Origin of the sequence: uncultured Imperialibacter sp., assembly GCF_963974565.1 — a bacterium.
Classification (GTDB): Bacteria; Bacteroidota; Bacteroidia; order Cytophagales; family Cyclobacteriaceae; genus Imperialibacter; species Imperialibacter roseus.
The window spans coordinates 19,238-33,758 of sequence record NZ_CAXBCJ010000026.1; the positions used below are offsets into that span (position 1 = coordinate 19,238).

Genomic DNA, 14,521 nt, shown 5'->3' on the forward strand with positions numbered 1-14,521 from the left:
AAGGTATGTACCCACCAATCTACACCAACCAGGGTCATTCCGATAAAAAAACTCACAATGAAAACTACTTTTTTGGCAGGTGCTATTCTTTTATTTCACAGTTTGTCAGCACAAGAGTCTCTCACAAAGCCTTTTAAGGACTGCCATATCGACGGCAGCATCACCCTCTTCGATTACAATGCCAAAAAATGGATTTCCAGCGATATTTACGATAGCCATAAGCCCACTTTGCCCGCCTCGACTTTCAAAATCATCAACACCCTGATAGCCCTGGAAACAGGCGTGGCAAAAGATGAAAACCATTTGGTAAAATGGCCCGGAACCACCGACACAGTGAAGTATGGCTACCGGCCTGACATTTACCACGACATCACCATGAAAGAAGCCTTTCGGCTTTCTGCCGGATGGGCCTATGTGGAAATGGCAAAGGAAATCGGCAAAGAACGCTATGAGCACTTTCTGAAAGCCAGCCACTATGGCAATGCCGATGTTTCCATCAACGACCCTGACTTCTGGAACTTTGGTTCGTTTGCCATTTCGCCAGCCAATCAAATAGAAATCCTCATTGGCGTGTACGAAGAGACCCTTCCCTTCTCCAAACGCTCTTTTACCATCTTGAAAGAGATGATGATAGAAGAGCAAAACGACGGCTACACCTTACGGGCCAAAACCGGCTGGACCCGTGATGGCGGAAAAGACACCGGCTGGTGGGTTGGTTACGTCGAAAAGGAAGACAACGTCTACTTTTTTGCTACCCGGCTGATAAAAGAAAGAAAAACTATCAACCCAAATTTCGGTAGCTGTAGGAAGACGATTACTAGGCGAGTGTTGAGTGAGTTAAAAGTGCTGCCTTTAGACGAATAGTAAGTCGTATACCAGACAAGCTAAGGTGGATGTCTCCATGTTTGGGGTAAGTGTCGACAGGTTCAGAGTGAGTGTCTCCACTCACTCCCATTTTCACTTTCTATTTCTTCGTGAGGTGCCGCTTTTATTGGTCGCTGAACTATATTCAGAACGTGTCTTCCGTACCACACTGCCGCTATCTTTCCATACCGAGTAAACCATCAGCAAGCCAAGCAAAACGGTGGTGATGACAGTAGCGGGTATTGTACCCAGGTCAAGGCCGCCTTTTGCCAATGGCTTGGTAAGCAGATCCCCAAAGGTGGCTCCAAAAGGGCGGGTAAAGATGAAGGCAATCCAGAAGAGTATCACTTCGTTGAGCCTGGTGAAATAATGCAGCATTACTACCACGACAATAATGGCCGCTGTCACCAGTGCACCATTCAGGTAGCTAAAGCCCAAATTGTCACTCAAAAAATCACCGAAGGCTGTTCCCAGGCTGTTGGAAAACAACACAACTGCCCAGAAGTAGATCTCTACTTTTCGACTCACAATCGGATATACTTCTATCGTCCTTTCGCCACGATGCCATGCAAACAAAACAAGTACCAGGGAAGCAAATAGAATGGAAGAACCCAGGGCATAGCCCAGCCCCAGAGTCCTGTCCATAAAATCGGATATTTCAGTGCCTGCAGTAGTTGTGCCCACAATCACGAGCCAGTATCGCACAGCATGGTACCGATCGGCTTTCAATTGGATGACGAGCACAATCAGGAAGAAACCCATTGTCACCAGTAAGGCCATCAGATAGCCAATGTTGAGAGTCATCGACAGAAGGTCGCCTAGCGTCTCTCCAAGTGTCGTTGCCAAAATTTTCATGATCCAAAAAAGCAGGGTAATACCCGCCACTTTGTTTAGCTTTTCCATAGAGCAGTTGGTTTTTCCGGGAGTTGACCTGTCGTTCACTTATTCTCCATCATCATCCACATCACCTTCTTTGATCGTCTCAGTTTTTAGAATTTCACCTGCCGGGGAAATCACTACTTCCATATCTAAAACGCCTTTCTCCAACACAAATTCATAAGCAGTGCCTGTAGGACTTTCCGTCATTTCTATCGCTTCGATCATATACCCTGCAAAAGCGGAGTCAATAGCATTTTTCACCGCAGCAGGCACCTCGGCTTCTTCTATTTCATGTTCTGTCTCCATCCAGACTCCTTCCGCACTGAAGTTGGCTGAATAGTCATTTCCGTCGAGTTCGAACTCGGCTTCCCACTCAGTGTCGGTTTCCATTTCCCACTCTACGTCAGCAGCTGAAGCAAATTTCTTTTCAAAAGCAGCTTTTACTGCGGCAGACGGTTGCTTATCGTTTGCCTCGCACGATGCCATTACCAGAGCAAGTATCATTACCGAAAATGTTTTTAGCTTTTTCATATGCTTACTTTTATAAGGTTTACAAGTTTGGGTTCAAAGTAGCAGCACGATTCTGTAGAAATTTTGAATTGAGTATCAGCATGGGAAAAATGTTGGAAGCCACGGCGAAAGCACTCCTTCAAGATTTATTCAGAATTCAATGGTTACTTTGCGGCAATGAAAATCCTGATCATTGAAGACGAACCGGAACTGGCACAAAACATCGCTGACTATCTGTCGGGAGAAAGTTATCTCTGCGAGCATGCGTCGACTTTTGATCAGGCCATGGACAAAATCGAAAGCTTTAGCTACGACTGCATCCTGCTGGACTTAATGCTGCCGGGAGGAAGCGGCCTGGAGATACTTGAGTCGTTGAAAAAACAGAACAAGCAGGAGGGTGTGATCATTATCTCTGCCAAAAATGCCATCGACGACAAAGTGAAAGGTCTGCAAATAGGTGCCGACGACTACCTGGCCAAGCCTTTCCACCTTTCAGAGCTTTCTGCACGAGTGTACTCGATTATCAGGAGAAAGCAGTTTGGCAACAGCAACACAGTAAGACAAAATGAGCTGGAAATTGACCTCCTCGGCAAAACTGTGAAAGCGGGCAATCATGCTATTAACCTAACGAAAAAGGAGTTTGACCTTTTGCTCTTTTTTGTGGGTAATAAGAACAGGGTGATCTCCAAAAGTGCGTTGGCCGAGCACCTATCCGGCGACCTGGCCGACATGCTCGATAATCATGATTTTGTTTATGCGCACATCAAAAACCTGAAAAAGAAGCTCAGTGAGGTGCATTGCGACAACCACCTGAAAACGGTGTACGGAACTGGCTACAAATGGGAAGGATGAGCAAGCTTTTAGATAAACCCCTCAAGACATTTACCCTGTATGCCCTGTTCATTCTGGCATGCAGCATTCCAGCCTACTATCTGGTGGTCGACTATATCTGGCTCAATGAGCTTGATGAGCACAATGATATAGTCAGAACCAGAATGGAGCAAGGGTTAAACAATATTGACATCGACGAACAAACACTTGCGCAAACCCTCAAAGTGTGGAACAGTGTGCAACCTGGCACTACCATCTCAGCCGCTCAGCCGGGTGAAGCCAGGGAAGACAGTATCTACACAGTCTCGAAGCTCAATATTTATTCAGAAGATGGCGAAATTGACCGGTTCAGAGGCTTACAAACTTACCTCAACATCTATGGAAGGCCATACAAGCTGACGATAGAAACCAATGTGGAAGAAGTGGACGAAACATTGCTTGCCATTGCATTGATCACTTTTCTTTTTTTTGGCTTTCTAGTGCTTGGTTTCATCGTGCTTAACCGAAGAATCTCCAGCCAGGTATGGCTGCCTTTCAGAAAAACACTTGACAAACTGAAGGGCTTCGACTTGAATAAGCAAACCGAAGTTACTTTTGAAAAGACCGATATAGAAGAGTTTGAAGAATTGCAGGTGGTGCTGGAGCAACTGATCCGCAACAATGCGTCAGTTTATCTCCGCCAAAAGGAGTTTTCCGAAAATGCCTCACATGAACTTCAAACACCCCTGGCGGTACTCAAGTCAAAACTCGATATACTGCTTCAGGACAACACCCTATCTGAGGCACAATACGAGAAAATTTCTTCGCTCAACTCTCCCCTCTCCCGGGTTTCCAGAATCAACAAAAACTTACTACTCTTAGCCAAACTGGAAAATCAGCAGTTTGACGAAAGTCACCCCATAGATTTGGGAGAGTTGCTCAATGAAACCACCGGCTTGTTAGCTGACCAGGCAGAAGCAAAGGATATCACCATCAGCCTGAAGATTGATCGTTACACAATGGTGAACGGGAACAAGTACCTGGTGGAAATAGTGCTCACCAACTTGCTGATCAACGCCATTCGCCACAATGTGTCTGGGGGAACTGTCGCCATTGTACTTACCGGTGGTGTATTAACGATCTCGAATTCTGGCGGCAAGCCGTTAAAGGAGGAGCGCCTTTTCCAACGGTTTGGAAATGCCTCTCCGGAAAATCCCAGCAGTGGTCTGGGGCTTTCTATTGTGAAAGAAATTTGTCAACGATACAGTTGGGATATTCGCTATGATTTTAAAGAAGGGCTACATGTCTTTTCAGCCACATTTTGAAATTCAGAATTTCTACAAATTCTACTGGCAGCTTTGCCTCAAAGGTGATCGGAAATTCCTGGCACCTTGATGAAATCAACTGATAAAAAGTCTCCTAGTAAAATGAAGCACATTAAAAACCTTGTCCTTAGTATTTCATTGTTGATACCAATGGTGCTCTCAGCCCAAAACAGTGCCATCACAGTATCAGGATCAATAAAAGACAGCAAATCACAATCGGAACTGGCTTATGTTAGCGTCGTGCTGAAAAATGAGACAGACAGTGCGTTTGTGTCAGGCACTATCACCAACGACGAAGGGCTATTTGTGCTTACTGGTGTGAGACCGGGCAAGTATGTATTGGAAGCCTCCTATGTTGGCTTTAAACCCCTAAAACAACCACTGTTTGTGGGTAGCCTAAGCAAGTTTCTAGAGGTAGCTCCCATCACTTTGGAGGAGGACATCGAAACGTTAAGCGAAGTGGTTGTCACCGGTCAGCAAGATGCCGTTAGTGAATCGCTCGACAAAAAGACCTTCACTGTAGCCGACAACGTTAGCCAGGCAGGTGGCTCCGTGCTCCAGGCCATGCAAAACCTGCCGGGAGTAACCGTGCAGGATGGCAAAGTACTTTTGAGAGGTAATGACCGGGTGGCAGTGCTGATTGATGGAAAACAAACGGCCCTGACAGGTTTCGGTTCACAATCGGGCCTTGACAATTTGCCTGCATCGGCCATCGAGAAAATTGAAATCATCAACAATCCCTCCTCCAAGTACGACGCCAATGGCAATGCCGGCATTATCAACATCATTTATAAAAAAGACAAACAGGAAGGCTTCAACGGAAAAGTGGGCGTCTCTTCAGGCCTGGGGGCACTTTGGGTGAAAAACGAAAACCTGCCCACCATTCGGCCGCAATACCAGGCAACACCCAAAATCAATCCGTCACTATCTCTTAACTACAAGAAAAATAAGGTCAATACCTTTTTGCAGGCGGATAACCTCTACACACATACCCTCAATAAGAATGAGTTTGTTACCAGAACATACGATGATGGCACGGTGATTTACAATCAAACAAAGCGGAATAGAGACACCAACCTTTTCTCAGGCAAAACCGGCATGGACTGGAGTATCGACGATGCCAACAGCCTCACCGTCTCTGGGTTTTTCAGCAGCGAAAAAATCCTTGATCGGGGCGATGAGCCCTTTTTCGAAGGGGACCTTAGCAATCGTTACAGACTATGGCAGTTTTTGGAAGATGAGCTTAAAACTACAGTGATGGCTACGGCAGCCTATCAGCACAAATACAAGCAGCCTGGTCGCTTGCTCAATATCGGCTTCAACTACACCTACCACCGGGAAAACGAGCAGTACTTCTTCGATAATATCTTGCCTGAGTCTACCGGAAGAGATGCCTTCAAACTCATTTCTGATGAGCATGTGGCCGATTTCAACCTCGACTACGTGCAGCCCCTGCAATACGGCCGCTTTGAAACAGGTCTTAAGTTTCGCAGACGGACGATCCCAACCAACATGCAGTTCTTTCCGGGGTTGAACTCCCCTATCGACTCAGCGGCTGGCGGCTGGGCCAATTACGGCGAGCTAATTCCCGCCTTGTATGGCAACTACGTCTTCGAAAATGAAAAGTATGAGGTGGAAGCTGGCGTGCGGGTGGAATATGTGAAGATCGACTACAAGGTGAACCCGGACCACCCCACGTACAAAACAAGCGGTTACAACTACACCCAGCCCTTTCCCAACGTGCGCCTGGCCTACAAGCTCAACGAGAACAACAAACTGTCGGTATTCTTCAACCGCAGGGTAGACAGGCCCAACGAGGTTGACATCAGGATCTTCCCCAAATACGACGACGCTGAAATCATCAAAGTGGGTAACCCGGGGCTTCGGCCACAGTTTACTACCAACTACGAGCTAGGCCACAAGGGCAGCTGGAATACAGGCTATTTGTACTCATCCGTTTACCACAAGCAGATGGATGCCACCATCACCCGCATCGGAAGCATCGTGCCGGGCAGCGTACTTATCTATAACATTTTCCAAAATGCTGGCAAAAGCTATAACACTGGCTTTGAAATCCTGCTTTCGCAAAGCCTGGACAAATGGGCCACGGTCAACTTTAGCGTAAACGGCTACCAAAATATCATCGAAGCCTTTACCGTGACCAACCTGTATCCACAAGTGAATGTATTTACGGCGGCCAGGCAAGAAATCCTTTCAGGCAATGTAAAGCTCAATAGCGTCTTTCACCTGGCAAAGCAAGTGGATATTCAGCTGAGCGGCACTTACCTGGCCCCTGACATCATTCCGCAGGGAACCATTGGCACCCGCTTTTCGCTGGATCTTGGAGTAAAGAAATCCATGCAGCAAGGAAGAGGCGAGCTCTACGCCAATGCCACCGACCTGCTGAACACCATGAGAGTGAAGCGGGAGATTCGGGGCGATGGATTCAAGTACCTGGCCACCGACTACTACGAAACTCAGGTGGTGAGAGTGGGCTATAGTTATAAATTTTAGAGAGTTCAACTGCCAGATTAGTTCTGCGTTTATCGATAAAAGCTAAAATGACCAATCCTGCACGGGCTCACTCAACAAGATTGCTTCTCGCTGAAAAGCATTTAGGTGAAATAACAGGCTAGACAATTAACGCAGTTAAGTGAATTGAAATACATTACACGCACCGTTTGGGTACTATCGCTGGTGAGCCTGTTCACAGACACGGCCAGTGAGATGCTTTACCCCATCATGCCCATTTATCTGAAGTCCATTGGGTTTTCGATTGTACTCATCGGTATTCTCGAAGGCGTGGCGGAGGCCACCGCCGGCCTCAGCAAAGGGTATTTTGGCAAGCTTTCCGATATATCTGAGAAACGGGCGCCCTTTGTGCAAATCGGCTATGCCTTCAGCGCCATTTCCAAGCCCATGATGGCAGTATTCATTTTCCCCGTCTGGATCTTTTTCGCCCGCACAGTGGATCGGTTTGGGAAAGGCATTAGAACCGGAGCCAGAGACGCCATTTTATCAGACGAAGCCACTCCCGAAACCAAAGGTAAAATCTTTGGATTCCATCGGTCGATGGACACATTCGGGGCGGTGCTTGGGCCCGTGCTGGCATTACTATACCTCTACTTCTTTCCTGAAGATTACGTTACATTATTCTACATCGCTTTTATTCCCGGTATCCTGGCAGTACTGGCGTCTCTGCTGGTCAGAGACAAAAAGCAACCTGGCACTAAGGAACCAGTAAAAACATCGTTCTTTTCCTTTTTGAACTACTGGAAGGTGAGCCCACCTGCCTACCGTAAACTTCTGATTGGGCTACTGGCCTTTGCGCTGTTCAATAGCTCCGACATTTTCCTTTTGCTGAAAGCTAAACAAGCAGGCCTTGACGACACGGTCATCATCGGAGTATACATCTTCTACAACCTGGTGTTTGCCCTATTTGCCCTTCCTTTAGGCATGCTGGCCGATAAAATCGGGCTGAAGAGGGTGTTCCTTTTTGGCCTTGCGCTGTTTGCTGTTGTGTACTTCTCCATGAGTATCAGCACCAGCATTTATGTCATAGCGGGCTTGTTCTTCCTCTACGGCGTGTATGCCGCAGCCACAGAAGGAATCTCAAAAGCCTGGATCAGTAATATTACCAGTCCGAAAGACACTGCTACAGCCATCGGCACTTACTCGGGCTTCCAAAGCATTTGTGCCATGCTGGCGAGCTCCCTGGCGGGATTGATCTGGTATCAATTTGGCCCAAGTGTTACATTTTTGGTAACAGGAGTAGCCGCCACTTGCATCCTTGGCTACTTTATGACAGCCGTCAAATACCCGGCTCGGTAGTTTGTCAAGCCTGCCAAAAGTCCTGATTTAGTCCCCCCTCCACGAAAAGCAAAAGGCGAGAGCCAGCCCTCGCCTTATATGGATGCTTTGATGGGCAATAACCCTCAGAGAGCTACAGCCATTCACCGAAACATTGCTTATACCGTTTCCAATGACTGCTTGTACAAGGAGTAAAAGAGAAAGGGAAGGAAGCCAAATCCAAAAAGAAAGGCGCCGCTAATTAGCACTGCCCCTGATCCTGCCAGGTGAAGCATATTAAGAATACTGCCAAGTGCAAGCATCATAAAGCCGGCAGCTCCTACTATCCACTTCATTCTTTCAGATGGCGAATAAGTCCCGTTACTCTTCAAATGGCTTACTAAAAGGAGAGGCGCAAACAAAAATGCGGTAACTATAATACTGCCGAACAGCAAAATAGAAGCACCCGGCAAATGCAATGATTTGAACACGACGGACAATGTAAGTCCTAATGTGGAAATGAATCCGGTTAAATAAGTAATTCGTTTCATATTAGTGATTTTATTGAAGTTGAGAACAAAGAATACCTCCTCCTGTATTTCATCAAAACCATTCGGTGTGGTTTGCTGAAATGCCTTTTGATAGGCAACCTCAAATGACATCCCCTCACCCATGTCTTCTTCTATGAGGCAATAAAAATGGTCGATAAGATCATCCTGCACTTCTTTGCTGGAAATGCTACTTTCCTTCACTTTGCTAGTGATAAAGTCTAATTGGTCCTCAGTAATCATGCGCTGGCCGGTTTACTATCAGGTTCAAACATGATGCTCTCAATGGTCTTCAAAAAGTCCATCAACTGCGACACCTTTTCCTTCTTGGCTTCATTTCCTTTTTGAGTGAGCGTATAATACTTTCTGACCCGTTTGCCTATGCTCACTTCTTCGGTAGTCACCGTGCCGTCGACCAGCATTTTGTGAAGGGCCGGATACAGCGAACCGTCTTTCAATAGAATTTTACCGCCGGTTAATTCCTTTACCTTTTGACAAATTTCGTAACCGTACATTCTGCCATGCTCACTGAGTAGCCTCAAAATGATCATGTCAATGGTGCCTTTCAATAGCTCTTTTGAATACATAGTACAATAATACATAGATATATGATATATCAAAACTATAGGTATGAGTTTTTCTTTTGAACAAGGGTTTGTCACACAGCAACTATTTAGCTGTCTGCCTTACTGAAGCTTTCATCAACCGAAATAGACCGGCAAAGAAAATATCAGCCCCGGAGACAGCCGAATGCATACAACCGACTGCCAAACTTGGTTAATTTCGGCACGCTGCCACGATAATATAGGCATGATTTGACATTCCTTGCCAGCGTGGTCATTCGTGAGGCAACTATGAATGTGGATTGTCAATGGCAAGGAATCATTAACTTTATCACCGCATAGAATCGAAAACCAGGTAAAAAACAGATGATAAGTAAAGATCCAAGAAAAGGTGGTCTGGCTGGAAGAGTGACAAAACTCTCCAATTCAGAACAGCAAAACAACCCGCTCCATGGGGTAAGGTTGGATGCTATTCTGGAAGAACTGGTGGCTAAGCTTGGCTGGGAGGAACTGGGTAAAAAAATCAATATTCGCTGTTTTAACTACGACCCTTCTATTAAATCCAGCCTGGCATTTTTAAGAAAGACACCCTGGGCGAGAGAGAAAGTGGAACAACTGTACCTACGCACAACTAAAAAAGGCAGGAAATGAGAATCTGTGTAGCACAAACACGGCCGGTCAAAAGGGACATTGCTGCCAATATTGCGCAACACAAGAAGCTCATCCACCTTGCTGTTGATTGCAAGGCAGATGTTATTGTTTTCCCTGAGCTATCGGTCGCAGGCTATGAACCAACCCTGGCCAGAGATTTGGCTATGGACGCCAGCGATACAAGACTTGACAGCTTGCAGCAGTTAGCAGACCTACACGCAATAACTATTGGAGCTGGCATCCCCATGAATTGCGCAGGCGGTATCAGTATCACCCTGGTACTTTTCCACCCCAATGCACCCAGGCAAACCTATTCCAAAAAATACCTTCATGCAGATGAGGAGCCGTTTTTCATCAGTGGTGAAAACGACAGCACGAGAATCAAAGGAACCGGCATTGAGCTGGCCATTTGCTACGAAATATCGGTACCTCAGCATGCAGCGAACGCAGCCAAAAATGGCGGAACCGTTTATCTGGCTAGCGTAGCTAAATCTTCCAAAGGAGTGGAAATGGCCCACAAGACCTTAGCTGAGATAGCTACAAAGTATGGCATGACTGCACTAATGGCCAATTCGGTAGGGCCAAGCGATGACTTCGTGGGAGCTGGTGGGTCGGCCATTTGGGATAACAAAGGAAAGCTTGTGCGGCAATTGGATTCTGATTGTGAAGGACTATTGATAGTTGATACGGAAACACTGGAAGTAGAGGCGAAAGAGTTCTATTGAACGAGAGGTAGCATCAGCAAGCAAATACCCGACTAAACCTTACCTCAACCGATTCACCGTATAACAAATCAATGTATTGGCAAGCGGCTCGCCATTGGAAGAAGTAATTCCTTTCAGGTTCAGCTCATAAATATACCCTTTCTTCAATTCCATCAGCGTAAGAGACACTTTCTTCCTATCAGCCGACAGTTCAACGGATGTTACTGCCACATCCTGCACATCATATTGATCCGACCCATATTTCAGGTGGTAGTCGTAGTAATAGTGCTTCAATTCATAACTGGCCGGTGCCGATGCCAAAGAATCATTGAGCGGCTGCGTAAAAGTCAGATCAAAGCCCTTCTTAGTAATTTTCATATCGTATATATCGACCGGAGGCTTACCAGTGAAAACTATCCTTTGAATGCCTTTGTCGCCCACAAACCCATATTGCACGTGCCCCACCCATAAGCTCCCATCAGGGGCAAAAGCGAGACGGTTATTGCCTTTCAGAAGATTTTGGCCATCGATAAAAGGCAGCACAGCTCCCTGCAACTGCCCGTCAACTTCCTCCAGCATAGCCCGAATGATACGCTCCTGATTCATTTCTCCAATAAAAAGCTGGCCGGAAAAAGGGCCAAACTTACCACCCGTTTCATCGACCACAAGTTGAGTGGGTGACGAGCTGATGATACCATGAGGCATGAGCACAGAAGCCATTGTTCGCATGGCATTGAGTTCTTCCACTGGTAGTTTCGAAGGATCTCCCCTGTCCCACCCCGGTGTCCATAGCAGACTGGCAGGATGCCCATAAAACTTCCCTTCTTCCACTTGAAAAATCGTACTGGTTCCTACCCAGTCACCCTGATTATCAGTAACAAATAGTCTGTCGCTATCATCAACCACAAGGCCACTGGGAGAACGGAAGCCTGAAGCGTAAGGAATGGTCTTTCCTTCCGGCGTGAGTTTCATGATCCAGCCCCGGTAGGGCACCGCCGAAAATTTTTGCAAGGGCTTGCCAGGCACCAACGTGGTGTCAAGCCTGCCACGCACTTCCTCCTGCATGATGCCCCACTCTGAAGAGGTGTTCAAACCAATGAACAGGTTGCCCTTGCTGTCCTTCACCGGGCCGTAGTTCCATTCGTGGTAGTTGCCTGTCATCCCAAAATCATCGGCCACAGTTTCGAACAAATCGGCCTGGCCGTCACCATCCGTGTCTTTGACCCTGGTTAGCTCGGGGCGCTGCATAACCAGCAGCTCCGATTCATCGACAACCAGTACACCAAGTGGTTCGTGTAACCCAGTGGCAAACACCCCCCAACTCTCTTGGGCTGGGTCGTAAATCATTACCTCACCCCTGAGAAAGCAAGCCACCAGCCTGCCATCGGGGAGAAAGGCTATCGCTCCAGTCTCTCCCTCCAGCCCCTCGGGCAGCGGGATCGTTTCCACAATGTAAGACGTGGTTTGTTCCTTCCTTTTATCGGTATCCTGGCAGCCGGAAATTGCCAGCAGGCCAATAACCACAGTAAAAAAGTTTATCCACTTCATCGGCTTGCCTCTCCTTTCCTGGTCATGGTGATAGTAAATTCCTTTGCCTCATCCTGCGATAGCAGCAATGTGTTACCCTGCCATTTTCCTGATGAGAAAGTGTAAGTCGCTCCGTCGTTCGGTTCATGTACAAACCACACCGATTGGCTTACCTTAGGCATCCTGAATTTCCTCACCAGGCCTGAACCATCTTCCTTGGCAAGAATCAGCTCAAACACCTCAACATCATCCAAATAATAGTGAAACTCCGGAAAGCGATTGACCAGCCGATAGCCTTTGAAATCAACCGAGGGTATTTTGTCTGGCACACCAAGGCGGAATGGGAAGTCAGTTTTGTCCCGGTAAAAAACAGTACCTAAAATCTTCGCATGGAGTTCGCCTTTGATCGTCCAGTAGTCAGTCATATCGAGGAATTCACCTTGCCACGCATAGCGAAGTCGGCAAGTGCCCGCATCCCAGCAATAGGAGAGCTTATTGGGCAGGCTCACCGCTATTGCCGCCGGCCCGACATCTGGCATCAGCACCCGATAGAGATAAGGAGGCTCAGGTTCATATGGATGACCTTGAGTTTTTTCGTTACCTATCTGCTCCGCCTCAGCATCTGCCCGCCGCCCGGCTGGCACCGATGGGTCATCTTCCAGTGGTGGCATCACGCCATTGGTTACGTGCATCGACCCAAACATAACAAAACCATGCCCAGGGAAGGTGCATACATAAGGGTAAACTCCGGTTTGCCGAGGTGCCCTGAAAGTGATTGAATCGGACTCACCAGGTTCCAGCAACGGAATTACCCAAAGAACATCGGCATCTTCAGGAATGTAATTCATTTTTGGCCCCTGTTGACCCAGGGCAAGCGCAGCATTAACAACAGCCTCCCGCTGCTCTGGTTTGGTGATGAGCATGTTGTGCTCCATTTCGTCAGCATTGGTCAACACGAGCTTCACATGCCTGCCCGGCTCGGCGGCAAATCTCACCACATCATATTGCATCCCTGGTACCGCACGAATGCGAACCGTGAGCGTGTCGTTTGCTGCCTGCGCATGGGTGGATGCAACACCAGCAAACATCGGTGCTGTGAACAGTGCAATCCTCAGAACCCTTAAAAGAAGAAGCTTATTTGTTCCAGGCTCCATCAGGCAACTTCAGCGTTAGCGGCAGCAATCAGGCTTCTGATATAACCAAAAGCCTGCGCAAAGGCCTGGTAGCCCCGGGGGTCATCCGGATGTGTAGGCACATGATCAGGGCAAATGGAATACTGGTAGCCTGCATCACGAAGGATTCTCACCACCTCAATGAAATCGGCTTCTCCTTCATCGATGTAAACTTCTTCGAAATTGTGTAGGCCGCCCCTAATATTTCGCATGTGGATTTGAACGATTTTGCCCTTTTCTGCGAAGTACTTCACAATAGGCAGCAGCTCATTTTTGGGATCTTTTAACCCTTCCATTACGGTGCCGAGGCACAACTGAAAAGCATTGTACGGACTATCAACAATAGATTCATATTTCTTTAGCGACTCGAAAACAGACGCTGGTGCAGCGTCCCAGGTATCGACACCCTGATAGCCTCGTGGCAGCCCCGGAGGGTCGTAGGGGTGGATCCCCAGCCGCACATCATATTGCTCACAAACCGGGATAAGGTTGGTCAGAAAATAGGTGATCCGCTCCCAATAGTCATCGTAACTCACAATGCCGTGTGCTTCGACTGGCAGCGACTTCCAATTGTCTTCCAGTTTAAAAGCGTGATAGCTGGATCCGCCCCGGCCCGGAGTATGACCGTTTCGGCGAATGGGGATGAGTGTCCAGTGCATGGTAATGACCTTGACCCCAACTTGCGAGGCCCTTTCAATATTAGCGGCAATTTCCTCCACCTTCTTCTCTCTTTCGGCGCCGGGTTTCAGGTAGATGTAGGAAGAATCCATTCGAATAGCTTCCCACGTCATGCCATAATTGTCGCAGTCCGCTTTCCACTTCTTCATTTGATCGAGGTTCCAGGCCCCGCTCATAATATTGGTGAAGTGCTTTACTCCCTGCCGTTCATGATACTGAAAATTGCGGTTATTCGTCCACACACGCTGCCTCTCATTCCAGTCATGGCTGTCGTCGCTCATCACTACATGGTAATCGCCACCCACATGATGGAGGTTGTTTTTCCTTGGAACAGCTTTTTTTGGTGCGGACGTCGCTTCAGTTGAAACTGTGCTCAGCAGCCCGGCGCCAATAAAGCCACCGGTGAGTGCTTTGGTAAAATCACGTCTGTCAATAGAAGTTGAGCTATGCGGTGTTGAGGGTTTCTTGATCATGAAAGCAGGTCTTAAGCGTAAGCAACTC

14 protein-coding genes are annotated in these 14,521 nt (G+C 47.5%); 7 read left to right on the top strand and 7 right to left on the bottom strand.

Translation table 11 applies throughout. The features are described from left to right. The first annotated feature begins 57 nt into the window (after window positions 1-57). Window positions 58-864, top strand: a complete 807-nt coding sequence (locus tag AAC052_RS25135) for a penicillin-binding transpeptidase domain-containing protein (RefSeq protein ID WP_339815962.1) — start codon at window positions 58-60, stop codon at window positions 862-864. 93 nt (window positions 865-957) lie between these two features. Here AAC052_RS25135 and AAC052_RS25140 read toward each other — a convergent pair whose 3' ends face one another. Next, window positions 958-1,767 (bottom strand): hypothetical protein, encoded by an 810-nt coding sequence (locus tag AAC052_RS25140; protein WP_339815963.1) that lies wholly within the window; start codon window positions 1,765-1,767, stop codon window positions 958-960. Window positions 1,768-1,806: 39 nt separating this feature from the next. Beyond that, window positions 1,807-2,274, bottom strand: coding sequence for a PepSY-like domain-containing protein (locus tag AAC052_RS25145; RefSeq protein WP_339815964.1), 468 nt, complete (start codon window positions 2,272-2,274; stop codon window positions 1,807-1,809). 156 nt (window positions 2,275-2,430) lie between these two features. Between AAC052_RS25145 and AAC052_RS25150 the strand changes: the two genes are divergently transcribed. The 4 genes from AAC052_RS25150 (at window position 2,431) to AAC052_RS25165 (ending at window position 8,219) form a co-directional block, all read left to right on the top strand. Further along, entirely contained in the window at window positions 2,431-3,105 is a 675-nt protein-coding gene (locus tag AAC052_RS25150) for a response regulator transcription factor (protein ID WP_339815965.1), read from the top strand. Beyond that, window positions 3,102-4,388, top strand: a complete 1,287-nt coding sequence (locus tag AAC052_RS25155) for a HAMP domain-containing sensor histidine kinase (RefSeq protein ID WP_339815966.1) — start codon at window positions 3,102-3,104, stop codon at window positions 4,386-4,388. Before AAC052_RS25150 ends, AAC052_RS25155 begins: the two co-directional genes overlap by 4 nt. 102 nt (window positions 4,389-4,490) lie before the next feature. After that, window positions 4,491-6,902, top strand: coding sequence for a TonB-dependent receptor (locus AAC052_RS25160; RefSeq protein ID WP_339815967.1), 2,412 nt, complete (start codon window positions 4,491-4,493; stop codon window positions 6,900-6,902). A gap of 144 nt (window positions 6,903-7,046) precedes the next feature. Further along, window positions 7,047-8,219, top strand: a complete 1,173-nt coding sequence (locus AAC052_RS25165) for an MFS transporter (protein ID WP_339815968.1) — start codon at window positions 7,047-7,049, stop codon at window positions 8,217-8,219. 137 nt (window positions 8,220-8,356) lie between these two features. Here AAC052_RS25165 and AAC052_RS25170 read toward each other — a convergent pair whose 3' ends face one another. Together AAC052_RS25170 and AAC052_RS25175 are read right to left on the bottom strand one after the other, a co-directional pair. Next, a complete protein-coding gene (locus tag AAC052_RS25170; protein WP_317487044.1) occupies window positions 8,357-8,968 on the bottom strand; it encodes a hypothetical protein in 612 nt (203 codons plus the stop codon). Beyond that, the gene (locus AAC052_RS25175; protein ID WP_339815969.1) at window positions 8,965-9,327 is read right to left on the bottom strand and encodes a helix-turn-helix transcriptional regulator; all 363 of its coding nucleotides are present in this window, start codon (window positions 9,325-9,327) and stop codon (window positions 8,965-8,967) included. Before AAC052_RS25175 ends, AAC052_RS25170 begins: the two co-directional genes overlap by 4 nt. A gap of 327 nt (window positions 9,328-9,654) precedes the next feature. Here AAC052_RS25175 and AAC052_RS25180 point away from each other — a divergent pair, with 327 nt between their 5' ends. Together AAC052_RS25180 and AAC052_RS25185 are read left to right on the top strand one after the other, a co-directional pair. Then, the gene (locus AAC052_RS25180) at window positions 9,655-9,939 is read left to right on the top strand and encodes a VF530 family protein (protein WP_317487046.1); all 285 of its coding nucleotides are present in this window, start codon (window positions 9,655-9,657) and stop codon (window positions 9,937-9,939) included. After that, window positions 9,936-10,664, top strand: coding sequence for a carbon-nitrogen hydrolase family protein (locus AAC052_RS25185; protein ID WP_339815970.1), 729 nt, complete (start codon window positions 9,936-9,938; stop codon window positions 10,662-10,664). The genes AAC052_RS25180 and AAC052_RS25185 overlap by 4 nt, the downstream gene beginning before the upstream one ends. A 39-nt stretch (window positions 10,665-10,703) precedes the next feature. Here the strand turns inward: AAC052_RS25185 and AAC052_RS25190 are convergent, their stop codons facing one another. Genes AAC052_RS25190 through AAC052_RS25200 form a run of 3 tightly spaced genes read right to left on the bottom strand, consistent with a single transcriptional unit; the run spans window position 10,704 to window position 14,493 of the window. Further along, window positions 10,704-12,191: a hypothetical protein gene (locus AAC052_RS25190; protein WP_339815971.1), complete on the bottom strand. Its 1,488-nt coding sequence runs from the start codon at window positions 12,189-12,191 to the stop codon at window positions 10,704-10,706. Continuing rightward, window positions 12,188-13,324, bottom strand: coding sequence for a plastocyanin/azurin family copper-binding protein (locus AAC052_RS25195; RefSeq protein ID WP_339815972.1), 1,137 nt, complete (start codon window positions 13,322-13,324; stop codon window positions 12,188-12,190). The genes AAC052_RS25190 and AAC052_RS25195 overlap by 4 nt, the downstream gene beginning before the upstream one ends. Then, entirely contained in the window at window positions 13,324-14,493 is a 1,170-nt protein-coding gene (locus AAC052_RS25200) for a mannonate dehydratase (protein ID WP_339815973.1), read from the bottom strand. Before AAC052_RS25200 ends, AAC052_RS25195 begins: the two co-directional genes overlap by 1 nt. Window positions 14,494-14,521 lie beyond the last annotated feature (28 nt).